The following is a 24360-nucleotide window of genomic DNA, read 5'->3' as shown; positions in this document are numbered from 1 at the left end:
TTATTAAAATATGGCTGAAGATTTAACTATCATAACCGGTACTGGTAAAGAGGAACAATACCAATCACTGATTCCCCAGATCAAAGGATTGCTAACTGGAGAGGACGATCAAATTGCTAATCTGGCAAACGTAGCTGCCGCACTGAAAGAACAATTCAAATGGTTTTGGGTAGGTTTTTATTTGGTTAAAAATGAGGAACTGGTGCTGGGTCCCTTTCAAGGTCCGGTAGCTTGTACCAGAATAAAAAAGGGTAAGGGCGTTTGCGGTGCATCCTGGGCGCGTGAAGAAACGATTGTTGTTGCTGATGTGGATGAATTTCCCGGACATATCGCCTGTGCATCTGCTTCAAGATCTGAAATAGTTCTGCCTTTGTTTAACAATGGTGAGGTAATTGGTGTTTTGGATGTAGATAGTGAACACCTGGCTCATTTTGACGAGGTAGACGCTTTTTATTTGAAGCAGATCATAGAATTACTAAATGGCTAAATTACCCTTTTCCTATTACCAGAATCAGGATGTGAATGCGTTAGCGGCGGACCTGCTGGGTAAGTATCTTTTTACTGCTATTGACGGCTTGGTTACTGCTGGGATGATTGTTGAGACTGAAGCTTATAAAGGGATCGAGGATAAGGCGTCTCATGCTTATGGAGGAAGGTTTACCAATCGTACACAAATCATGTATGAAACTGGCGGACTGTCCTATGTGTATTTATGTTATGGAATCCACCACTTATTCAATGTGGTTACCGCACCAAAAGGCATTCCGCATGCCGTACTGATCCGTGGAATAGAACCCATTGAGGGCTTGGAAATCATGCTGGAGCGAAGGGGAATGACTGCTTTGAAAAACAACCTTACTGCTGGTCCGGGTGCCTTGGCTAAGGCCCTGGGTATTGATAAGGGATTAAATGCAAAAGACCTTTTAGGTGATGAAATCTGGATTGAAGATCGAGGTATTCATTTCACTGAGCAACAAATAGTAGCATCTCCAAGAGTGGGCGTTGCTTATGCTCAGGACCATGCTTTATTGCCATGGAGGTACTACGTGAAGGGCAATAAATTTGTGAGTAAGCCAAATAGTTAAGCCATTTTTCTCTAAGTTTGGGGTAATGAATTTTGAGCACAAACTAACTTATGCGCAAGATCTTGATCAGGCCGACCCACTGCGTAGCTTGAGGCAGGATTTCCTGTTTCCACAACAAAATGGGAAGCCTTTTATTTACCTGTGCGGCAATTCTTTAGGCTTGCAGCCAAAAGCCGCCAGTGAAGTGCTACAGCGGCAACTGAAGAACTGGGAAAACCTGGCCGTTGAAGGCTGGTTTGAAGGAGTTGAGCCCTGGATGTTTTATCACAAAGCTCTTAATGAAATGATTGCACCCATAGTGGGTGCTAAACCTGCTGAGGTTTGTCCGATGAACACACTTACGGTTAATCTTCATTTATTGATGGTTAGCTTTTATAAGCCTGAAAAGAAGCGTTTTAAGATTATTATGGAGGCTGGTGCTTTTCCATCTGATCAGTACGCCATGGAAAGCCAGGTGCGTTTTCATGGCTATGAACCTGCAGAAGCCATCATTGAAGTAAAGCCCCGTAAAGGTGAATACGTTTTACATACTGAAGATATTGAAGCCCAGATCAGGCTTCATGGTGAGGAAATTGCATTGGTGCTTTTTGGTGGTGTAAATTATTTTACCGGTCAGTGGTTTGATATGGAAGCCATTACTAAAGTCGGTCATGAAGTTGGTGCCATAGTGGGTTTCGACCTGGCCCATGCTGCCGGGAATGTGCCTGTTGAGTTGCACGACTGGGATATCGATTTCGCCTGCTGGTGTTCTTACAAATACCAGAATGCTGGTCCGGGCGGCATTAGTGCCATCTTCGTGCATGAAAAGCATTTTCAGGATACGTCCTTAAATCGCTTTGCGGGTTGGTGGGGTTATAAAGAATCTCAACGTTTTAAAATGGAAAAGGGCTTTATACCTGAAGCCGGTGCAGATGGTTGGCAGGTAAGCTGTACGCAGGTAATACCTATGGCTTTGTACCATGCTTCCTTGCAGCTTTTTGAAAAGGCAGGATATATGGAGCCCATTAGACTTAAAAGTAAAACCCTGACCGCCTATCTTTTTTTTACAATCAATAAAGTGAATGAGCTGTTGGGAGATGAGTATTACAAGATCATTACTCCTAATGAGGAAGCTGAACGTGGTGCACAGGTTTCTATTATTGCAAAGCAAGATGGGAAACAGGTATTTGAAGGTTTGGTAGCGGCTAATGTATTGGGCGACTGGCGGGAACCAAATGTGATTAGGTTAAGTCCGGTTCCTTTGTATAACTCTTTTGAAGATGTATACCGCACAGGGGAGTTGTTATTGGGAATTAGTAAAAGGATATTTAAACCAAACTACTTGTCTTCTGATAGTAGTTTCGATATAAATCATGAGGAGAGATATTGAGGTAGCATGATAAGAATTGCCTGGGACCCAATTTATGCACATCCTCTACCGGAAGGTCACCGATTTCCAATGTTGAAATACGGGCTTATTCCGGAGCAACTGCTACATGAAGGTGTTTTTTCATCTGCTAATTTCTTTTCGCCTCAAGCAGTTGAAGAACGGGTTGTTTTATTGTCGCACGATCAGCACTATTGGGAACAGCTTAGGGATTTAACCCTTCCGGTAAAAGAACAGCGCAGGATTGGATTTCCATTGTCGCAAAAGCTGATTGAGCGTGAACTAAGAATTGCACAGGGTACTATTGATGGGGCAATAGCGGCCAAATCAGATGGAATTGCGTTTAACGTAGCAGGGGGGACGCACCATGCCGGAAGTAATTGGGGAGAAGGCTTTTGCATGCTTAACGATCAGGCCATTGCAGCAAATTATTTACTGGCAAATGGTTTGGCAAAGCGGATACTAATCATTGATCTGGATGTGCATCAGGGCAACGGTACAGCGGAGATCTTTTGCGATGAACCAAGGGTGTTTACGTTCTCGATGCATGGCGAGAAGAATTTTCCTTTTAGAAAGGAAAGATCAGACCTGGATATCGGGTTGGATGATGAGACCGGAGGTGATGAATTTTTAATAAAGCTGCAAGAAATTTTGCCCGGCCTTTTGAAACATGAACCAGATTTTGTGTTTTACCTGGCAGGGGTTGATGTACTTGAAAGTGATAGTTTGGGTAAACTGGCGTTATCTAAAGAAGCATGTAAAACACGCGACAGGATGGTATTGCAATTCTGCAAAGACAATGGATTGCCGGTTCAGGTAAGTATGGGAGGTGGGTATTCGCCAAACATTCGTGATATTGTAGATGCACATTGCAATACTTTTAAGTTAGGAAAAGATATTTTTGATTGATTATGAAGATTGTAATTGCAGAAAAGCCTTCGGTGGCACGTGAGCTGGCTAAGGTATTTGGTGCGACGACAAAGAAAGATGGCTATATTGAAGGTAAGGGGTATTCTTTTACCTGGGCTTTCGGACATTTGCTGCAATTGGTGCCTCCCCAGGATTATGGGTATATAGGTTGGAGAAGGGAACATTTGCCCATGCTGCCAGCGAAATTTAAACTTGGTATCAGAAAGATTAAAACTAAAGATGGACTAGTGGAAGATCCTGGCGTAAGGAAGCAACTAGACATCATTAAAAAGTTGTTTGACGAGGCTACAGAGATTATTGTGGCAACGGATGCTGGGCGCGAAGGGGAACTGATTTTCCGGTATATTTATTATTTCCTTAAATGTAAAAAGCCCTTTAAGCGCCTTTGGATTTCTTCTCAAACTGATGAAGCGATAAAAGAGGGTTTCAGGAACTTGAAGCCGGGCACAGCGTATGATACGCTCTTTAATTCTGCCCACTGCCGTTCTGAATCTGATTGGCTGGTTGGAATGAATGCCACGCAGGCATTGAGTATATCTGCCGGATCGCGCGCGGTACTTTCATTGGGTAGGGTGCAAACGCCTACTTTAGCAATGATCTGTTCCCGTTTTCTGGAAATCAAAGATTTTGTGCCGCAAACCTTTTACCAGCTGGCCATACAGGTAGATAAAGATGGGCAATTGTTCAGGGCTATGTCTGTCAATAATTTTAGCAAAAAAGAAGAGGCAGAGGAGGTTTTTGCCAGGATAGAAGACCTGGAATCTGGTTTTCCAAATGGAGGTAAAATTGCAAGTGTGGAAGCGAAACCAAGAAAGGAGCCACCACCACTTTTGCATGACCTAAGTAGTTTGCAGCAAGAGGCCAATAAGAAAAAGGGTTTTACAGCTGATCAAACCCTAAATATTCTACAGGGATTATATGAAAGCAAGCTAATCACTTATCCCCGTACGGGTAGTCGGTATATAGGTGATGATGTTTTTGCAGGTGTACCCAGTTTAATTGAAAAATTAAAGGACCATCAGGAGTTTGGTAAGCAAGCAGAATTTTTAGGTACTGTAGCACTGAATAAAAGAAGTGTGAACGCAAAAAAGGTGACGGATCACCATGCGATCCTGCCTACGGGAGAATCGGCTTACCAATTGAGTGGCAATAATAAGGCTATATATGATATGGTTGCCGGGCGTATGCTGGAGGCTTTTCATCAGGAGTGTATAAAAGAAATTACTAAAATTACTGTAGAATCTGGCTCTTTGTTTATTGCAAATGGTACTGTAATTAGAACAGCTGGCTGGCGTTCTGTTTTTAATGATAAGGATGAAGAAAAGAAAGATGAAGAAAATCCTTCATTACCAAAAGTAAAGACGGGAGAGGAGTTACCTATAGCTAAAAAAGCATTGTTAGAGAAACAAACCAAGCCTAAGTCGCTCTATAACGAAGCTTCACTATTAAAAGCACTGGAAACATCTGGCAAAGACATAGAAGATGAAGAGTTGCGCTATGCCATGAAAGACAGTGGTCTTGGTACTCCTGCTACTCGTGCAGCGATCATCGAAACGTTGATTAACCGTGAATATGTAATCAGAGAAAAGCGCAACCTGGTGCCTACTACTAAAGGATTGGCAGTATATGATGTGGTGAAAGACAAACAAATTGCCCAGGCAGAACTGACCGGGCAATGGGAAAAACGTTTGGAAGAAATTCGATCTGGTGCTTCTGTTGCAGATTTCAAAGCGGAGATAGCAGAATACACGCGCACCATCACTAGCGAGTTGTTATTGGCCGGTGTTGGTATGCTCAAATAGATTATTTACCGGCTTCGATAAATATTCCAAATGGCGAACTTACTTTTGTATGAATATTAGTCAACAGACTTTACTAAACTATTAAACTGTGTATACATTTTTTGCTATTCTTCTGCTTCTCGTATTACTTTGCTATTTGATTTTAAATGTGCCTGCTTTTGGTGTACTTCCCGCTGGAACCAGATTAAACAGGATTAAAGGACTTCCAAATTATAAGGGTGGGGAGATCCAGAATTCATCGCCTACACCAATGAAGCCAGCAGATGTGAGTTACCTGGCGATGTTTAAAGAGGTTTTAAAAAAGAATCCGCATAAATCGCCTCAGCAGGCTATTCCTAATCGTGCGCCTGATTTTTCTGCAATAGCTGGAATAAAGGTGATTTGGTTTGGTCACTCTTCTTATTTTCTAAATCTTGATGGTGTAAAAGTGCTGGTAGATCCTGTATTTAGCGAAAGGACGTCTCCTTTTGCTTTTTTAGGCACCAAGAGTTTTAAGGGGACAAACTTTATTAATGCAGAAGATTTCCCAGATCTGGACATCATATTGATAACGCACGACCACTACGATCACCTGGATTATAAGAGTATATTGAAATTGAAAGACCGAACTAAACTCTTTATTACTTCCTTAGGTGTGGGAGCACACCTGGAGCGCTGGGGCATTGCACCTGAAAAAATTAAGGAGTTAGCCTGGGGCGAAGCGGCTCAAACTGATGGGTTGAGCTTTATTGCTACACCGGCCAGACATTTTACAGGCAGAAAGTTTAAAAGGAATCAAACTGTGTGGTCTGCCTTTGTGCTTAAAACCCCAAAAGGCAATCTTTATTTAGGTGGTGATTCTGGATATGATACCCATTTTGCTGAGGTAGGAGATAAATATGGTCCTTTTGAGCTGGCCATACTGGAATGCGGACAATACAATCATTTTTGGCCATTGATCCACATGTTTCCTGAACAAACCGTGCAAGCAGCGAAGGATTTGAAGGCAAAGGTATTATTGCCAGTACACTGGGGTAAATTTACTTTAGCTGCCCACAATTGGGATGATCCAATTTTAAGGGTGGTAAAAGCTGCAGCTGAAAGTCAGCAGCTGATTGCAACACCTTTGCAAGGCGAGTCTGTTGTTATTGGCGCAACTTATCCAATCAGGCAATGGTGGCTGGAAGTAGATGCTCAATTGTAAACAATCTTCTTCAATAAGATGTTATATTTAAATACTTTAATATTTAACTGAACAACATGAAAACGGACTTAGTAGAGATTTTTCAAACCATCAGGGCATCGTTGCACCCCTATGCTACCATGGGCTTTGATAACCGTACTAATAGTGATACAGTTTATGACCTTTGGAGCAATAAGAACGTTAAGATTGCTGGCGAAGAAAAACATGAAGTCTTTTTTACCAGCATAATCATTGAAAAAACACATGTTGCAATTCATCTTTTACCTGATGAAATGGAGGATGACTTGGAAGGATTGGTAGATTCAAACCTTTTAAAGTTGCTTAAAAAGAGATCTGGTATCCATATTAAAGAGTTGGATGAATCTCTCTTGAGCCATATTGAAGATTCTTTTGCGGCATGTTTTAAGCATTATAAGGAAGCAGCTTGGGTATAATAAATGCTGGCTGGCATGAAGATGTGATCATAAGTCTTAAAATGCTTGAGATTAACGCGCAAATTTATGAAGATGAGAATTACCAACTATGCACTCTTGATGCCGGAAAATTGGTATTAAACCTTATTGATTGCAACACCCATCACACTGCAGATGAATTTATCCAACTACAGGAAAGTTTTAGGGAAACGGATAAGCAAGTTGTTCATTTGTGGGAGGATGTTTGGCGTAGTAGAAAAGCGCAGGTAATTGGTCGTATAAATTCCATTATGGGTAAAAACATTCGTGTCCATGGCCGAAAAACTAAAATCATTTCTATTACACAACCACAAGCCAATCAGTTTCTGAATGAGAATCATCTTCAGCTTTCTGTAACTGCGAGATATAAATATGCTTTAGTTATAGGGAATAAGATCCAGGCGGTGGCGTGTTTTAGCGGCCTAAGAAAGATGAAGGATAAAAAATTAGGGTATCAATCTGCCGAATTGATACGCTTTGCAAACCTAACTGGTCATACCGTTACAGGAGGTTTTACTAAATTGCTGCAACATTTCATCAAGTTACATGCACCAGACGACATTATGAGTTATGCAGATAGAGACTGGTCGCTGGGATCAGCATATGAACGTGCTGGTTTTAAACTTGCGGAAACAACACCATCTTTAGCTATCCTGGTTCATAAAGCAACCATGGAGCGTTCATTTCCGCATCGAATTGAAGAAGATGAAATTGGTGAATTTGTACCTGTATTTAATACGGGTAATCTTAAATATATATTGGATTTATAATGACTGGACATCCTTTATTAATCCTGCTAGGACCAACAGCTTCCGGTAAAACAAAGCTGGCAGTAAGGCTTGCAGAAAGGCTTACTGCCGAGATCATCAGTGTGGATAGTAGACAGGTGTTTAAAGGTATGGATATCGGGACAGGAAAGGATCTGGAAGAATATAAAACTTCTTCTGGAAGCATCCCTTATCATTTGATAGACATTAAGCAGGCTGGGGAGCATTATAATGTAAATGAATTTAAGGATGATTTTTATCAGGTTTTTGAACGGCTGACAGATCATCATATTTTACCTATACTATGCGGTGGTACCGGGATGTATATTCACAGCCTACTTCAAAACCAGGAATATACAGCAGTGCCCGTTAACGAGATGTTGAGAGAAGAACTGATGGTATTAAGTATTCCCGAACTGGAAGACAAATTAGCAGATTACCCTGTTGCTTTTACTGGACACGTAGATCATTCTTCCAGAAAAAGGATAATCAGAGCCATTGAAATAGCTAATTATATGGTAAATAATAAACTGCCTGAGGTAATTAGGATGCCTTTACGGCCATTGGTGATTGGTTTGGATCCCGGTCGAGAGTTGAGAAGACAGAATGTGTCTGAAAGATTGAACATCCGCCTTAAAAACGGGCTTATTGAAGAAGTAGAAGGTCTGCTTAAAAATGGAGTAAGTAATGATATGTTGACTTTTTACGGTCTGGAATACAAGTTTGTAGCTTCCTATATCCGAAAAGGAATGTCACTTGATGAATTACAGGAAAATCTGACAGTTGCCATCTGTCAATTTGCAAAAAGACAAATGACCTTTTTTAGAAAAATGGAAAAGGATGGGGTTGAAATAAAATGGTTTAACACAAATGTTGATGATAATTTGCTGTTTAATAGTGTTTTGGAGCATTTTTTAATCTATTCTAAAACATTTAACAATTGATTTTACAACCATTGTGTTTGGCAATGGCATGCATTTTGTATTTGTGGCATTGTATAGCAAAAAGCTGTACTGAAATTTAAATAAACGAACAATATGAAAATGTCTACAAAATTTTTTGCATCTGCAGTTGCTGCGATTGCTTTATTTATTACCACAAGTGTTAATGCTCAGGACTCCCGTAAATTTGGTATTGGGGTTACTTTAGGTGTGCCAACAATTGATAATTATAGTGTTGCTCTTGGTGTTGATGCTAGGTTACAGTTTGATGTTACGAAACAACTTTCAATACCTGTTGCAGTTGGATATAATCATTATATAGCAAAGAATAACGTTTTAAACCTACCGGATTACGGATATATTCCTGTTAAAACTGGTCTAAAATATTTTCTTAATGAAACAGGAGCTGGTGTTTACGCTATGGGAGAAATTGGTGCAGCATTTGGAGTTTCCAAAAGCGCAAAAACAACATTCTTATATGCTCCAACAATTGGCTATTCATGGAGTAATGGTTTAGATTTAGGAGTTAGATATGAGAATACTGGTAAAGGCGTTGACTTTATTGGCTCTAAATTTGGCCAAGTTGCATTACGTGTAGCCTACGGATTTAAATTGTAAAAAAAATCTAAGGAATAAAAATGCTTTGAAGGATGATATATTCCTTCAAGGCATTTTTTTTGTTTTCAATTATTCTAAACTATCTAAAATAAAATAAATATTTCTTCTATTTTAAAAAACCGATAGGTGATTTGTATCGTAAGTCACATTGATAAACAAATTTTTTAAAATAGATATCTAAAAATCACAACTTATGAAAATGATTACTAAATTTTTTACGATGGCAGCGGTTGCTCTTGCAATTGGAACAACCAGTGCGAATGCACAATCAATGGACCGCACAACTGGGGTTAGACTTGGTTTTGGAGTTAGCGGTGGAGTTGGAGAGAAAGGTTCGCCTTTTGACTATGGAATTGGTGCTGATGCTCGCCTGCAATTTGACTTAAGCAAAGAACTTTCTATTACTGCAACAGGTGGTTATACTCGCCTAATGGCAAAAACTAATATGGGAGCTGATTACGATTTCATTCCAGCAAAAGGCGGTGTTAAAATTTTCCCGATTGGTAATATGTATACTATGGGAGAAATAGGTGCAGGATTTGGAATTAAGAGTGGTTCTAAAACAGCACTGATCTTTGGTGGTGGTTTAGGATATGCCTGGAATGGCGGCGTTGACATTAGTGTACGTTATGAAGGCTATAAACAAGATAGCGCTTCAAGCACTTACAGACCACAAAATGGACAATTTGCACTTCGTTTAGCTTACGGATTCAAATTATAACACTTAATTATCATATTTTTAAAGCCCCCCGATAAAATCGGGGGGCTTTTTTAGTTATTTAAAATTAAAGTAGTATTTTAACCAAAAAACCGCCAGAATGCTATTTGACCAAATTATCAATACTACTATGAAAAAATATTTCGCTGCAGCTTGTCTGCTAATTTTGTTTTCATGTAACAATAGTGAACAAAAAAGCACAGTATCGTTGACAGACAGTTCCGCTGTTGCAAAGACTAAAACTGATACCTCCACCGCTGTGAAGCTCGCCGACCCTAAGGTGCAGGCAATATATAACGATTATATCTTATTGAAGAATGCTTTGGTTGACGCGAAGTTTGATGTAGCTAAACAATCTGCAACTGCTTTGAATTCCAGCTTGTCTAAATATGAGGGTTGTGAGAATACAGCACTCGTAGCCAGTAAAATTTCGGTTGAGAAAGACCTGGCTGGACAAAGAAAGGAATTTACTTATTTAAGTGCCGATGTGATAGCAATGTTCAAAAATGCAATAGTTACAAGTGGTTCAATATATGTTCAACATTGCCCCATGGCTAATAAGGGAGAAGGTGGCGATTGGCTTTCATCGCAGAAAAAGATTCAAAATCCTTACTACGGAAGTGAAATGTTGGAATGCGGTGCAGTACTGCAGGAAATTAAGTAGTAATTTAACAGCAATGTTATACTTGGGAAAGCTGTTTTAATAAATGATTATTTAGTTTTGTTAATATAAATTTTAGAATATATATATGTCAGATATCGCAGAAATTAAGATTGATGGTAAGGTGTACGAGTTTCCTGTTATTACAGGGTCTGAGGGAGAGAAAGCCATTGATATTTCAAAATTGAGGGATTTAACCGGTCACATTACATTAGATTTTGGATACAAAAACACAGGATCAACTAAAAGTGCCATCACTTTTCTTGACGGTGAAAAAGGAATTTTGAAATACAGGGGGTATCCTATCGAAGAATTGGCTGCTAAATCAACTTTTCTTGAGGTCGCTTATCTGCTAATTTATGGCGAACTGCCAAAACAGTCTGAGCTTGATGAATTTCAATCTAAAATCAGGTTACATACACTGATTCATGAAGACATGAAGAAGTTTTTGGATGGGTATCCTTCTAAGTCGCATCCAATGGCGCAACTTGCATCGCTGGTTTGTTCCTTGTCTACTTTTTATCCGGAATCGCTAAATGCAAACTCTTCTCCGGAGACAATGAATCTGACTATGATTAAGTTGTTTGCTAAATTCCCAACCATCGTTTCTTTTATTTATAAAAAGTCGCTTGGTCATCCACTGATCTATCCTAAGAATAAATACGATTACGTGAGTAATTTTATTAATATGATCTTCGGACAGCGTACTGAAGAGATTGATATAGATCCTGTTGTGGTAAAGGCAATGAACACTTTGCTTATTCTGCATGCTGATCATGAACAAAACTGTTCTGCTTCAACGGTAAGAATGGTAGGATCATCTGATTGTAATCTGTATGCCTCTGTTTCTGCTGGTATCGCCGCTTTATGGGGCCCATTACATGGTGGTGCAAACCAGGCTGTTATTGAAATGCTTGAACTTATTAAAGAAGACGGTGGTGACACTGAGAAATGGATCAATAAGGCTAAGGATAAAAATGATCCTTTTAGGATGATGGGATTTGGACACAGGGTATACAAGAATTTTGACCCTAGAGCAAAAATCATTAAAAAGGCTTGTGATGAGATCCTTGAAAAATTAGGTATTGATGATCCGGTTTTGGAAATTGCTAAAAAATTAGAAGAAGCGGCACTAAGTGATCCTTATTTTGTTCAGCGCAAGTTATACCCTAATGTGGATTTCTACTCTGGTATCATTTACCGTGCTTTGGGATTCCCAACGGATATGTTCACTGTTCTTTTTGCACTTGGAAGACTGCCGGGATGGATAGCACAATGGAAAGAAATGCATGAGAATAGAGAACCAATTGGTCGCCCGCGTCAAATCTATACTGGTCATACCGATAGGAATATAGTTGAAATAGAAAACAGATAGTTACCGAAATACATTTGAAATAGAAAGGCCTGCTTAAAACAAGCAGGCCTTTCTATTTAATCGTTCATTGCTTCTATTGCCGCTTCTTCAGCGCGGTTGTGTTTATGCTTAAAGATTAAGGCAAAAAGGATGGTAATGGCCAAAGCATAGATAGTAAATGAAAGCCAGATCTGGTGCCATTCTTTAACATCAAGTGCTCGGCTTAAGCTCCCATTTTCTAGTATCGTTATACCTTTGTTCTTTAGAAAAGATATTAAATGTGCATTACTACTATCAGTATCTACATATTTGGAGAGCGACTGGATATCGCTGTAAGATTTGGTGAAGTATTTATCGATCATCCAACCGGATATTAGGCTTCCGAATACAGCACCAAACCCATTTGTCATCATCATAAACATTCCTTGGGCAGAAGAACGCATCTTCGGAGTTGTAGAGGTTTCAACAAATAAAGAACCTGAGATATTGAAAAAATCAAATGCCATTCCATAAACGATACATGAAAGTACGATCATCCATAGGTTTCCTGCCGGATCACCATAGGCAAAAAGACCAAATCGAAGTACCCAGGCAAACATGGCGATAACAATTACTTTTTTAATTCCGAAACGTTTTAGAAAGAACGGAATTGCCAGGATAAAGAGTGTTTCTGATACCTGGGATATGGACATGATAATGGTAGAATATTTAATAACGAATGAATCGGCATATTTTGGCAATAGCTTAAACTCGTCTAAAAACACATCCCCGTAAGCATTTGTTAATTGTAGGGAAGCACCTAAGAACATCGAGAAGATAAAAAACAGGGCCATTTTATAATTGGTAAACAATCTAAAAGCTGTTAAGCCAAAGGTTTCTGCAAAAGATTTCTTCTCGTCTATTAATTTTTGGGGTGGGCATTTAGGTAGACTTAAGGCATAAATGCCAAGAGCCATGGCCGCAATTCCAGCAATGTAGAATTGATAAGCTGTGGCCTTGTTACCAGTAAGATTGGTAATCCACATGGCTGCAATAAACCCTACGGTACCCCAAACCCGAATTGGTGGAAAGTTTTTAACCACGTCCATATTGGTAGACTTTAACGTGGTGTAAGAAATAGAATTACTTAAAGATATGGTTGGCATGTAAAAGCTCATGGCGAGCAACATTACCCAAAAGAATCCATTTGGGCTTTCTACTTGTGGGATATAAAAGAGTACCATCCCGTAGAGGATGTGCAAAATGCTGTAAAGTACCTCTGCATTAACCCATTTGTCAGCAATAATTCCGGTAAGTGTTGGCATTATGAGAGAAGCAAAGCCCATTGTTGCAAATATAGCTCCGAATTGAGTTCCATCCCACTGTTTTGTGCCAAACCAATAGTTTGCAATCGTAATTAACCAGGCGCCCCATACGAAGAATTGCAAAAAATTCATCATCGTTAAGCGAAACTTAACATTCATAATAATAGTTTAGTTGGTTTTAGAAAGTAATGCCTGAATATAGGACTATTATTAAAATAATATCTTCTATTCGCCCTTATTTCTTTTATTTATTTCGTCGCGTATTCGGGCTGCTTTTTCGTAAGCTTCTTCTGTAATTGCTTCCTGTAATTTTTGTTGCAATTCTTCATTTGTTAAGGTCTTATAGCCAGATCCAGGAATAGAAGTGGTAATGTCTTCTGAACCTTGCTCCTTCGGGATATTGTCCATATTTTCAAGGAATAGTAAGTCGTTTCCTTCAATTGCAATTCCTGCAGAAGACAATATAAATTCGTAGGTATAAATTGCAGCGTTGAAACGAACAGCAATTGCAATAGCATCTGAAGTACGTGCATCAATTTCCTTTGTAGTTTCACCATCTGTACAGATCAGTTTGGCAAAAAAGACACCTTCTACAAGATTATAGATCAGAACCTCCTGGATCTGTATTTCATAGGCTTCAGCAAGTGTTTTAAAAAGATCATGAGTAAGCGGCCGGCTGGGGGTCATCTGTTCGATTTCAATGGCTATTGCCTGTGCTTCAAATGCACCTATAATGATTGGTAACCTTCTTCTGCCATTTACTTCTCCTAGAACCAGGGCATATGCGCCGGATTGTGTTTGGCTATATGATAAACCAACGATATCTAATTTTACTTTTTTCATATGATAGTAATGGAGTTGGTATTTAAAAACCAACTCCATTCAATTACCCCTTATGGGCTTTTAATGCTTCAATTAATTTTGGTACAACTTCAAATGCATCTCCAACTATTCCATAATCGGCTACTTTGAAAAAGGGTGCTTCCGGATCCTTGTTGATTACTACGATCACTTTAGAGGAGCTTACCCCTGCCAAATGCTGTATGGCACCTGATATCCCGATAGCAATGTAAAGATTAGGACTAATTGCAATACCAGTTTGTCCCACGTGCTCGGAATGTGGTCTCCAGTCGGCATCAGATACTGGCTTTGAACATGCTGTTGCAGCACCAAGCAGACCTGCAAGTTCTTCAATCATTCCCCAATTTTCAGGACCTTTTAACCCTCGACCCGCAGATACTACCAGTTCCGCATCAGGAAGGGAGACTTTATCGGTTGCCCTTATAATTTCTTTTACCAGAGCACTCAAATCTGTAGACTTTATTGTTGGACTAAAAGATTCGATTACTAATTCTGTTACAGACTCTTTAGTACCGAAAGCATTTGGATTTAACGCGATGACTTTATTGGCTGAAGTTAATTCAGTTATAGCGAAAGCCTTACCAGAGAAAGCTGTTTTCTTAACCAGGAATTTGTCTCCCTCAAGCTTAGGAAGTTCTACTGCCCCATCAACCAAACCGGCTTCCATTTTTACCGCAACTCTTGGAGCAAGGCCCTTGCCTGAAAAGGAGTTTGATAGTACGATCACATCGGCACCTTCTTTTTTTGCGGCTTCAGCAATTACTGAGGCGTATGCCTGGTTAACAAAATTTTTGAGTTGATCATTAGTTACGCTAAGCACTTTAGACGCACCGTAAGTACCAAGATTTTTTAGTTCGACATCGGCAACATTACCTATAGATATTGCTGTTAAATTACTGTTTTGCTGATCTGCGATGGCTTTTGCATAAGAAACTGCTTCGTAAACAGATTTCTTGAATTTGCCATCAACTTGTTCTACATATACTAAAACTGACATACGGTCTTAATTTAAAATTTGAAATAGGAAAGGGTTAGATTACTTTGGCTTCCTGGTGTAAAAGATCAATTAGTTTTGAAGGATCATCTGCAGGTATCAATTTTACGGTTCCTCTAGGAGGAGGTGTTTCAAATTGCTGAATTGTAACAACTGCTGGGATATCTTTTGCTTCGATAACTACCAATGGTTTTGTTCTGGCAGACATAATTCCTCTCATATTAGGGATCTTAGGCTGAGCCGTCCCTTCGGCGCAGCTGGCAACAAATTTTCCTGTTACTGATATTACTTCTTTTCCACCCTCAATTTCTCTATCTAAAGTTGCAGTGGAACCATCATATTCAAGTTTTTTGATGATGGAGATAGAAGGTATATTCAAAAATTCTCCAACCATTGCTGCAACTTGAGAACCGTTATAATCGATAGACTCGCGACCGCAAAGAATCATGTCAAAGTCTGCAGTTTTCGCATATTCAGAAATTTGATAAGCAACAAAATAAGCATCCCTTGGTGCAGCATTGATTCTTACCGCATCATCGGCACCGATTGCAAGGGCCTTTCTAATGGTTGGATCAGTTTGACTTTCTCCTACATTGATTACTGTTACCGTACCTTTTCCTCCTTCACAAAGCTCGATTGCTTTTGATAGCGCAATCTCATCATATGGATTCACTATAAATTGCACTCCTGCAGTATTGAATTGTGTATTATTGTTGGTAAAAGTTATTTTTGTGGTTGTGTCTGGCACGTTACTGATACAAACTAATATTTTCATACGTTTATTATTTATATAAAAGGTTATCTAAAAGACCTCAGAAGCGTTTTTGCTGAAAATGTCTTTTTACAAATCTAGTTAAAAAAGAAGGGATAAAAAATGCAAAATACCCGATTGACCAAGTTACTGGAATTTTTGGAAAGTGACCCCAACGATCCTTTCGTTTTATATGCACTTGCTACGGAATACAATTCGGGAGACCATACAGCGCAGGCTTTTGAATATTACCTTAAACTTGTTTCTGAACACCCAGACTATGTAGGTACTTATTATCATCTCGGAAAATTATATGAGAAGAATGGTAAAACAGATGATGCGATTAGCACTTATAAACTTGGCATGAGTGTGGCAAAAAATAAAAGAGATATGCATGCTTTTTCTGAACTTCAGGGTGCTTTTAATTCGGCGTCTGGTTTGGATTATGAAGACGATTAATATTGATAAATTGAATAGAAATCAATTGTTATTTTTGAGGGATGTGCTGTTTTTTACCTTCACTGCATTTGGTGGAGCGCAGGCTCATTTGTCACTTTTGCTCAAATACTTTGTAAAAAACCGAAGGTATATTTCTGAAGAAGATCTGCTGGAAATTAACGCCCTTGCTCAAGTATTGCCCGGCCCTTCTTCCACGCAGACGCTGGTTGGTATCGCCTATAAGGTAGGGGGATTGAGGCTTTCTATTATTTCATTTTTGATCTGGATCTTGCCTTCAGCTGCGATGATGACATTTGCTGCAATTACCTTCGCCAAGCTGGATCAAAAGCAAAAATTTACTGAAATATTGGAGTATGTCCAGCCCATTGCATTGGGTATAGTTGCTTTTGGTGCTTATAACTTATCGAGAAGAGTATTGCGCTCAGAAGTTTCTGTGTTTTTAGCAATTGCTGCTGCTATATGTACTTTGGTTCTAAGGAATGCTTATGTGTTTCCACTCGCCATTTTGATAGGAGGGATGATTTCATCTGCTTTGGAGACACCAAAAGAAGAAAGCGAGATTCGGGTGAAACTTTTTTCCAACATCAATCCTAAAAAATTGATCTACTTTATTGGAGTTCTGCTTTTTCTTGCCTTAATGGGTGCAATTGTTAACAGGACTTCACCATTTAGTTTGCCAATCAGGCTATTTGAAAATTTTTACAGAAATGGAATTTTTGTTTTCGGTGGAGGACAAGTTCTTGTTCCATTGATGTTTACAGAATTTGTGGAAATGAAGCAATACCTTCATGCCTCAGGATTTCTTTCTGGTTTCGCACTGCAGCAAGCTTTGCCGGGGCCTACCTTTTCCTTTACCAGTTACATTGGTGCATTGAGCATGAGAAATTTCGGTTATGGAATTGGTGGCCAAATACTTGGAGGTGCAGTAGCAGTACTTGGGATCAACCTGCCAGGATTGATTTTGGTACTTTTTATTGTTCCATTTTGGGATGATCTAAAAAAAATAACTCGGATAAAGCATTCTCTGTCAGGAATAAATGCAGTAAGTGTAGGTTTTATTATTGCTGCCTTTATATTACTGGTAATTCCGATTGGTTTGGACCTGATGTCACTTTCTATAATGGCGGTAACATTCCTGGTGTTAAACTTTACCAGGGTTAGTCCTACATTAATTGTAGTAACAGGTATTTTGCTGGGTTATTTTATATAATTAAAATGGTGCATCATCATCTTGCATATCATCCATTCTTGATGGTTTGATGATTACATTGCCTGATGGTCTGTCAAAATCTGACGATGGCATCATTCCAGCGCTTGGATTGGTCATAGAAAATGAAGTTGGTGCTGCAAAATTGTCTTCTAGGTCAGTAAATTTAACATACTTACCGATAAAGCGAAGGGGTACAATACCGGTTTCACCATTACGGTGTTTCGCAATAATTACTTCTCCAATGCCCGCCTGGGACCGGCCTTGCTCATCTTCTGTGATTCCATAATATTCAGGACGATAAAGAAAAAGCACCATATCAGCATCCTGCTCAATAGAGCCAGACTCCCTCAAATCTGAAAGCATCGGTCGTTTACCATTAGCACCCGGTCTGCTTTCAACGGCACGGCTCAGTTGCGAAAGTGCAATTACAGGGACATTTAATTCCTTCGCCACAGATTTAAGCGCTCTGGAAATACTACCAATCTCCTGCTCCCTATTACCACCACCACTCTGACCTTCGCCTTTTCCGTGCATCAGCTGCAAGTAATCGATAATGATTAGTTGCAGGTCGTATTGCGATTTTAGTCTCCGGCATTTTGCTCTGAATTCGAATATATTTAGTGCGGGTGTATCATCTATTAAAAGCGGAGCTTCAGTAAGTGTTCCTATTTTACTATGCAATTGCTGCCATTCCCATTCTGCAAGATTTCCTTTACGAATCTTTTCCTGTTCTATTTCAGTTTCTCCGGAAATCAAACGATTTACGAGTTGAACGGAGGACATCTCTAATGAGAACACCACTACTGGACGTTTAAAATCTACAGCGGCATTCCTTGCGCAAGTTAGTACAAATGCTGTTTTACCCATTGCAGGTCTTGCAGCAATGATCACCAAATCAGATGGTTGCCAACCGCCTGTTATACGATCCAGATCTGTAAAGCCAGAAGGAACGCCAGTGAGTCCGTCGCTTTTACCTCTTAGTTCTTCAAGCGTGGCCAAAGATTGTTTAATAATCTCATCCATTTTTTGGGTATCCCTGCGAAGATTGTTTTGAGCGATGTCGAACAAGTTTTTTTCTGCGTGATCCAACAGGTCAAATATGTCGGTTGTGTCTTCGTAGGCGCTCTGTATGATCTCAGAAGAAATCCTAATTAGTTCCCTTTGTATGTATTTTTGAGATATGATGCGCGCATGATATTCAATATTTGCAGCCGAAGCTACCCTGTTGGTTAAATTGGTAATATAATATGCGCCGCCAACCATTTCAAGAAGTCCAAGTGTTCTCAGCTCCGCAGTAACGGTTAAGATGTCTACAGGCTTTGATTTTTGAAATAATCCTTGAATAGCTTCAAAGATCTTTTTATGCGCCTCATGGTAAAATATGTCTGGTTTTAAGATGTCGATTACGGTAGATAATGCATCTTTTTCGAGCATTAAGGCGCCAAGTACAGCTTCTTCCAAATCTACTGCTTGTGGCGGAATTTTACCTGGGGTACTCATGGAATTAGTTAGCCTGGTCTTCCTTGCCGTAAAGTTTGTCCTGTCTTGTCCTTGTGTTCCGTTCTCCATACTCATAGGAACAAAAATAGTTAAAAATAAAGGCAGGCTTTAAATTCTTTATACACATTCACCATTCGACTTTTGTTCTGTTTTAACAATCAGCAAAACAATTTACGCTATTTGCTAACAACATTTTGTTAATAAGGGTGTTAGCGGTAGCACTAAATTAGCATTACCTAATACCCATTATTTCAGCTATTTTTGCGCTTCAATTTTAAGAGATGGAAAATTCCAGAAGAACGCCAAGACAAAAAGAAAGCAATGAATTTATTTTTGGAATCCGCGCGGTTATAGAGGCAATAAAGGCAGGCAAAGATATAGAGAGCATATACTTGCAACGCGGACTTACAGGTGGAATTATGATGGAGCTTAAAGCGTTGTTGAAAGAAGTGGAAGCTCCTGTGCATAATGTACCTGTGGAAAAACTGAACCGGATGACGCTTAAAAATCATCAAGGTGTGATTGCGGTAATTTCTTCCATTACGTTTCAGAAAGTTGAAGATATTATTCCATTGATATATGAGAAAGGTGAAACTCCGCTGGTTTTAATATTAGATGGAATTACTGACGTAAGAAATATGGGTGCAATAGCCCGTACTGCAGCCTGTGCTGGTGTTCATGCTATAATATTGCCTACTAAGAACTCTGCTCAAATCAATGCCGATGCCATTAAAACTTCTGCGGGAGCACTCTTTAGTATACCTGTATGTCGGCATCCCAATCTCCATAAGACAGCGCTTTATCTTCAAGAATGTGGATTGCAAATTGTAGCTTGTACGGAAAAGACAAATGACCTCATTTATGCGCCTGACTATACCGTTCCAACAGCAATAGTCATGGGAGCTGAAGATGAAGGCATTTCAAATGAAATTATGCGTATGGCAAATCACCTCGCAAAGATCCCCATGATTGGAGAAATCAACTCCCTGAATGTTTCCGTATCAGCAGGAGTTATTCTTTACGAGGCAATCAGACAACGTCAGTCTTAGATATATTTTGTACCGAATTTTGATTTAACGTCTGCAACTATCTGCTTAATGCTTTGCTCTGCATTACGTGGACAGATCAATAATGTATTATTTGATTCTACTACAATGTAATCGTGTAAGTCTTGCAGAATTACCAGCTTTTCTTTGGGGACATTAACCATGCAATTGGAGGAATTGAACATCATGACTTTTTCTGATGGTATTACTGCATTTCCAACATAGTCGTGCTCTGCAATGTCATAGATTGAAGCCCAGGTACCTAGATCAGACCATCCGAAATCTGCAGGAAGCACATATACATTATCAGCCTTCTCCATAATTCCAAAATCGATGGAGATGTTGGTACATTGCTGGTAAGCATCTCCAATAAATTGTTTTTCCGAATCTGTATTATAAGAAGAGTTACCTTGATAAAATATATCATGCATTTCTGGTAAGTGCCTTTGAAAGGCCTTGTTAATTGATTTTGCTGACCATATAAATATACCTGCATTCCAAAGAAAATCACCACTTTGAATAAACGATTTGGCTAGGTCTATATTCGGTTTTTCTGTAAAAATCTTTACTTTAAAAATTTGTCCATCAGTTTTTAATGCAGTTTCTGTATACTGAATATAACCATAACCAGTATCAGGTCTACTTGGTTTTATTCCAAGTGTAACCAGGCAATCATTTTCTGAAGCAGCTTTGAGTGATTGTTCTATAGCATCTACAAATGCATCAGGATTGGTAATCGTATGATCTGATGGTGCCACTACGATAGTAGCATTTGGATTGAGTTGAGCAATTTTCATAGAACCATAAGAGATACATGGAGCAGTGTTTCTCATAATGGGCTCTGCCAGAATTTGATTGGTACTGATTCCAGGTAACTGCTCTTTTATAATATTGGTATAAATCTCATTTGTTACAATAAAAATATTTTCTGGAGGACAGATTTTCAGGAAGCGGTCGTATGTGCTTTGAATTAAAGTTTTACCAACTCCAAAGAAGTCAATAAACTGTTTTGGATATTCTGTTCTGCTTACCGGCCAAAATCTGCTTCCAACTCCACCAGCCATAATAAGGGCGTAATTATTTATATTCATATTTGATTGTACTTGTTAAATTATGCCTTCCTGCAGAAGGTCGTGTAAATGCAACATGCCGAAATAACCTTTGTTGTCGGTTATTAGCAGTTGCGTAATGTTGTTTTCTTTAATAATCTCCAAGGCCCGCATCGCCAGCGCATCTTTATCTAACCGCTTAGGATTAGTACTCATCAAATCTAATGCTGTAATATTGGTTAGGTCTGAATGCTGCTCCAGCGTTCTTCTAATGTCGCCATCGGTAATAATTCCCAAAATCTCGCTTCCATCTATAACAACAACAGCACCCAAACGGTTTTGACTAATTTCTATAATCACGTCTTTAAAAGAAGCAGTAGGTTGAATGCTGGGCTTTGCATTTTTTAAGGCAATATCACCTGCTTTCAGGTATAGTCTTTTTCCGATTGCTCCACCTGGATGGAATTTACCAAAATCATCCTCATTAAAATTACGTTCGTTGAGCAAGCAAATCGCAAGTGCGTCTCCCATAGCTAGTTGAGCGGTTGTGCTGGTTGTAGGAGCGAGGTTATGCGGACAAGCCTCCTTTTCTACAGAAGTATTCAGTATATAATCAGCTTGTATGGCCAGATTTGAATTTAACTGGCCAACCATTCCAATAATAATATTTCCTGTTTGTTTTAATAAGGGAGTGAGAACCTTTATTTCAGGCGTATTTCCACTCTTAGAGAGGCATATGACGATGTCCTTTTCGCGAATCATGCCTAAATCACCATGAACAGCATCTGCTGCATGCATAAAAATAGAAGGAGTGCCTGTAGAGTTAAAAGTGGCAACAATTTTTTGAGCGATAATGGCGCTTTTGCCAATACCGGTTACAATAACCCTGCCTTTGCTGCTAACTATCAACCGAACTATCTTTTCAAAATCTTCATTAATATTTTGGACCAGCCCAAGAATAGCTTGCGCTTCTAAATTTAAAGTACTGATGGCGTCCTGTATTATAGATTTTTTACTTTTCAAACAGAATTATTTAGTATATTGATGCTTTGAATTAGTGCAAAATTATGTTATTTTGAAGTAAAAATAGCACTGAATATTTTATACACGAAATGGATGTGAAAAAGTCGTTGTTTGACAACTTACAAACCTTTTTTGGTTTTGATAATTTTAAAGGTGATCAGGAGTCTATTATCACTAATGTTCTTGAAAGGAAGAATACTTTCGTTATCATGCCAACCGGCGGTGGGAAATCCATTTGCTATCAGTTGCCTGCATTGATGCAGGAAGGAACTGCTATAGTTATCTCGCCATTAATTGCGTTGATGAAAAATCAGGTTGATCAGCTTAGGGCGTTCGGCGGAAGTGATAGTATTGCGCATTTTTTGAACTCCTCATTAAATAAAAGTGAAATTACCCAAGTTAAAAGTGATCTTCTTTCTGGTCAAACCAAATTACTTTACGTTGCTCCTGAGTCACTTTCCAAACAAGAAAATATTGAGTTTTTAAAGCTCATCAAAATATCGTTTGTTGCTGTAGATGAAGCACATTGTATATCTGAATGGGGGCATGATTTCAGACCTGAATATCGAAAAATAAGACAAGTTATTCTAGGCCTGGGAGATGACATACCCATCATAGCACTTACAGCTACCGCAACGCCAAAGGTACAGCAGGACATTATTAAGAATCTTCAGATGTCTGACGCCATGCTTTTTAAGTCGTCCTTTAACAGACCAAATTTGTTTTATGAGATTAGACCGAAAAGAGATGTACTCAAAGAGATTATCCGATATATTAAACAAAATACAGGAAAATCTGGTATTATTTATTGTTTGAGCCGTAAAAAGGTGGAAGAAGTTGCAGAAACCTTAAACCTTAACGGAATTAAAGCATTGCCTTATCATGCTGGTCTTGAGCCTAAAATACGTGCAGACACTCAGGATAAATTTTTGATGGAAGATGTAGAGGTGATCGTTGCAACGATTGCCTTTGGTATGGGTATAGATAAACCAGATGTGCGTTTTGTAATACACCATGATATTCCAAAAAGCATGGAAGGTTATTATCAGGAAACAGGTAGAGCCGGCAGGGATGGAGGAGAAGGTGTATGTGTGGCTTTTTATGCACAAAAAGATGTAGATAAGCTAGCCAAGTTCATGAAGGACAAGCCGGTTGCAGAACGAGAAATTGGCACCCAAATATTGAAGGAAGTAATTGATTATGCGGAGTCTGCAGTTTGCAGGAGAAAACAAATCCTACACTATTTTGGTGAAAACTTCAATGAGACAGGCTGCAATTGTATGTGCGATAACTGTAGAAAGCCCAAACAGCAATTTGAGGCAGAAAATTCATTATTGGTATTGCTGAAACTAATTAAGAAAGTAGGAGAGAAGTTTGATGATGCCCATGTTATAAATGTTATAATGGGTTCTGAAACTGCTCAGACTATTGCTTATGAACATAGTAAGCTGCCGGAATTTGGTGTAGGTGTAGTTGAAGGAGAAAATCACTGGAAATCCCTGGTCAGGCAAGCCGTGCTAAATAATTTCTTGTCCAAAGACATTGATAATTATGGATTACTTGCACTGACTAACATCGGACTCAATTTTATTGAAAATCCTTACAGCCTTAAGTTTATTTTAAATGAACCTATTGAAAGTGCGGCAGATGATGATGAAGATGACGTAAAGCATGGTTCAGGAACATTGGATGCGCAATTGCTGATGTTGCTGAAAGATTTATGTAAAAAAATAGCTAAGCAAAAGAATGTGCCACCTTTTGTTGTGTTTCAGGATCCATCGCTAGAGGAAATGTGTACGCATTACCCCATTAGTATGGAAGAGTTGAAGCAAATTTCAGGTGTTGGGAATGGTAAAGCAATGAAGTTTGGAGGACCATTTCTTGAACTTATTAAAAAATACGTGGATGATAATGATATTGAGCGACCAATTGATTTGATTATTAAAACCCAGGCCAATAAATCACAACTTAAAGTATCTATTATACAAAACATTGATCGTAAGATTGGTTTGGAAGACATCGCTAAATCTAAAGGTATAACATACGACGATATTCTTAAAGAAGTAGAAGCGATAGTTAATTCAGGCACTAAGCTTAACCTTACCTATTTTGTGGATGAGTTGATAGATGAAGATCGTCAGGATGAAGTATTTGACTATTTTCAATCTGCAGATAGCGACTCAATCGATGAGGCCCTTAAAGAATTGGGTGAATCTGACTATTCAAGAGAAGAAATCCAATTGATGCGCATTAAATTTATGTCAGAATTTGGCAACTAAAAACAAA

At 39.0% G+C, this 24360-nt stretch carries 24 protein-coding genes; 17 read left to right on the top strand and 7 right to left on the bottom strand.

Going from position 1 to position 24360, the window contains the following annotated elements:
- The first annotated feature begins 10 nt into the window (after nt 1–10).
- The 13 genes from ACVWYN_RS06115 (at nt 11) to ACVWYN_RS06055 (ending at nt 11898) form a co-directional block, all read left to right on the top strand.
- Nucleotides 11–487: a GAF domain-containing protein gene (locus ACVWYN_RS06115; protein ID WP_457287947.1), complete on the top strand. Its 477-nt coding sequence runs from the start codon at nt 11–13 to the stop codon at nt 485–487.
- On the top strand, nt 480–1085 hold the full coding sequence (locus ACVWYN_RS06110) for a DNA-3-methyladenine glycosylase (RefSeq protein ID WP_457287946.1): 606 nt from the start codon (nt 480–482) through the stop codon (nt 1083–1085). The genes ACVWYN_RS06115 and ACVWYN_RS06110 overlap by 8 nt, the downstream gene beginning before the upstream one ends.
- A 25-nt stretch (nt 1086–1110) precedes the next feature.
- Nucleotides 1111–2454, top strand: coding sequence for a kynureninase (kynU, locus tag ACVWYN_RS06105; protein ID WP_457287945.1), 1344 nt, complete (start codon nt 1111–1113; stop codon nt 2452–2454).
- A 6-nt stretch (nt 2455–2460) separates the two neighbouring features.
- Entirely contained in the window at nt 2461–3360 is a 900-nt protein-coding gene (locus tag ACVWYN_RS06100; RefSeq protein WP_457287944.1) for a histone deacetylase family protein, read from the top strand.
- Nucleotides 3361–3362: 2 nt separating this feature from the next.
- Nucleotides 3363–5183 (top strand): DNA topoisomerase III, encoded by a 1821-nt coding sequence (topB, locus tag ACVWYN_RS06095; protein ID WP_457287943.1) that lies wholly within the window; start codon nt 3363–3365, stop codon nt 5181–5183.
- Nucleotides 5184–5271: 88 nt separating this feature from the next.
- Entirely contained in the window at nt 5272–6366 is a 1095-nt protein-coding gene (locus ACVWYN_RS06090; RefSeq protein WP_457287942.1) for an MBL fold metallo-hydrolase, read from the top strand.
- A 56-nt stretch (nt 6367–6422) separates the two neighbouring features.
- Nucleotides 6423–6800 (top strand): hypothetical protein, encoded by a 378-nt coding sequence (locus ACVWYN_RS06085; protein WP_457287941.1) that lies wholly within the window; start codon nt 6423–6425, stop codon nt 6798–6800.
- Nucleotides 6791–7588, top strand: a complete 798-nt coding sequence (locus ACVWYN_RS06080; protein WP_457287940.1) for a hypothetical protein — start codon at nt 6791–6793, stop codon at nt 7586–7588. The genes ACVWYN_RS06085 and ACVWYN_RS06080 overlap by 10 nt, the downstream gene beginning before the upstream one ends.
- Nucleotides 7588–8529 (top strand): tRNA (adenosine(37)-N6)-dimethylallyltransferase MiaA, encoded by a 942-nt coding sequence (gene miaA, locus ACVWYN_RS06075; protein ID WP_457287939.1) that lies wholly within the window; start codon nt 7588–7590, stop codon nt 8527–8529. Before ACVWYN_RS06080 ends, miaA begins: the two co-directional genes overlap by 1 nt.
- A gap of 93 nt (nt 8530–8622) precedes the next feature.
- Nucleotides 8623–9144 (top strand): hypothetical protein, encoded by a 522-nt coding sequence (locus ACVWYN_RS06070; RefSeq protein WP_457287938.1) that lies wholly within the window; start codon nt 8623–8625, stop codon nt 9142–9144.
- Nucleotides 9145–9343: 199 nt separating this feature from the next.
- On the top strand, nt 9344–9865 hold the full coding sequence (locus tag ACVWYN_RS06065) for a hypothetical protein (protein ID WP_457287937.1): 522 nt from the start codon (nt 9344–9346) through the stop codon (nt 9863–9865).
- A gap of 127 nt (nt 9866–9992) precedes the next feature.
- Nucleotides 9993–10526 carry a DUF3347 domain-containing protein gene (locus ACVWYN_RS06060; RefSeq protein WP_457287936.1) on the top strand — a complete coding sequence of 178 codons (534 nt, stop codon included), beginning with the start codon at nt 9993–9995 and terminating at the stop codon, nt 10524–10526.
- A gap of 85 nt (nt 10527–10611) precedes the next feature.
- The gene (locus tag ACVWYN_RS06055) at nt 10612–11898 is read left to right on the top strand and encodes a citrate synthase (RefSeq protein ID WP_457287935.1); all 1287 of its coding nucleotides are present in this window, start codon (nt 10612–10614) and stop codon (nt 11896–11898) included.
- A 56-nt stretch (nt 11899–11954) separates the two neighbouring features.
- Here ACVWYN_RS06055 and ACVWYN_RS06050 read toward each other — a convergent pair whose 3' ends face one another.
- The 4 genes from ACVWYN_RS06050 to ACVWYN_RS06035 all read right to left on the bottom strand — a co-directional run bounded on the left by ACVWYN_RS06050 (nt 11955) and on the right by ACVWYN_RS06035 (nt 15811).
- Nucleotides 11955–13340: a nucleoside permease gene (locus ACVWYN_RS06050; RefSeq protein ID WP_457287934.1), complete on the bottom strand. Its 1386-nt coding sequence runs from the start codon at nt 13338–13340 to the stop codon at nt 11955–11957.
- Between the two features lie 66 nt (nt 13341–13406).
- Nucleotides 13407–14024: a bifunctional nuclease domain-containing protein gene (locus ACVWYN_RS06045; RefSeq protein ID WP_457287933.1), complete on the bottom strand. Its 618-nt coding sequence runs from the start codon at nt 14022–14024 to the stop codon at nt 13407–13409.
- Between the two features lie 43 nt (nt 14025–14067).
- Nucleotides 14068–15039, bottom strand: a complete 972-nt coding sequence (locus ACVWYN_RS06040; protein WP_457287932.1) for an electron transfer flavoprotein subunit alpha/FixB family protein — start codon at nt 15037–15039, stop codon at nt 14068–14070.
- Nucleotides 15040–15073: 34 nt separating this feature from the next.
- Nucleotides 15074–15811, bottom strand: a complete 738-nt coding sequence (locus tag ACVWYN_RS06035) for an electron transfer flavoprotein subunit beta/FixA family protein (RefSeq protein ID WP_457287931.1) — start codon at nt 15809–15811, stop codon at nt 15074–15076.
- 99 nt (nt 15812–15910) lie between these two features.
- On the opposite strand from ACVWYN_RS06035, the gene ACVWYN_RS06030 reads away from it, so the two are divergent.
- Both ACVWYN_RS06030 and chrA read left to right on the top strand, forming a co-directional pair.
- The gene (locus ACVWYN_RS06030; protein WP_457287930.1) at nt 15911–16246 is read left to right on the top strand and encodes a tetratricopeptide repeat protein; all 336 of its coding nucleotides are present in this window, start codon (nt 15911–15913) and stop codon (nt 16244–16246) included.
- A complete protein-coding gene (chrA, locus tag ACVWYN_RS06025; protein ID WP_457287929.1) occupies nt 16233–17456 on the top strand; it encodes a chromate efflux transporter in 1224 nt (407 codons plus the stop codon). The genes ACVWYN_RS06030 and chrA overlap by 14 nt, the downstream gene beginning before the upstream one ends.
- Here the strand turns inward: chrA and dnaB are convergent, their stop codons facing one another.
- The gene (gene dnaB / locus ACVWYN_RS06020) at nt 17457–19031 is read right to left on the bottom strand and encodes a replicative DNA helicase (RefSeq protein ID WP_457287928.1); all 1575 of its coding nucleotides are present in this window, start codon (nt 19029–19031) and stop codon (nt 17457–17459) included.
- Between the two features lie 206 nt (nt 19032–19237).
- Here dnaB and rlmB point away from each other — a divergent pair, with 206 nt between their 5' ends.
- Entirely contained in the window at nt 19238–20005 is a 768-nt protein-coding gene (gene rlmB / locus ACVWYN_RS06015; protein WP_457287927.1) for a 23S rRNA (guanosine(2251)-2'-O)-methyltransferase RlmB, read from the top strand.
- On the opposite strand, the gene ACVWYN_RS06010 is transcribed toward rlmB, so the two are convergent.
- Both ACVWYN_RS06010 and ACVWYN_RS06005 read right to left on the bottom strand, forming a co-directional pair.
- The gene (locus ACVWYN_RS06010) at nt 20002–21093 is read right to left on the bottom strand and encodes a mannose-1-phosphate guanylyltransferase (RefSeq protein WP_457287926.1); all 1092 of its coding nucleotides are present in this window, start codon (nt 21091–21093) and stop codon (nt 20002–20004) included. The genes rlmB and ACVWYN_RS06010 overlap by 4 nt on opposite strands.
- 15 nt (nt 21094–21108) lie before the next feature.
- Complete coding sequence (locus tag ACVWYN_RS06005; RefSeq protein WP_457287925.1) at nt 21109–22074, bottom strand: KpsF/GutQ family sugar-phosphate isomerase; 966 nt, start codon at nt 22072–22074, stop codon at nt 21109–21111.
- An 89-nt stretch (nt 22075–22163) separates the two neighbouring features.
- Between ACVWYN_RS06005 and recQ the strand changes: the two genes are divergently transcribed.
- Nucleotides 22164–24353, top strand: coding sequence for a DNA helicase RecQ (recQ, locus tag ACVWYN_RS06000; RefSeq protein WP_457287924.1), 2190 nt, complete (start codon nt 22164–22166; stop codon nt 24351–24353).
- Nucleotides 24354–24360: the final 7 nt, after the last annotated feature.

This window comes from Pedobacter sp. UYP24, from assembly GCF_054057295.1.
This window is presented reverse-complemented; position numbering and strand designations above follow the sequence as displayed.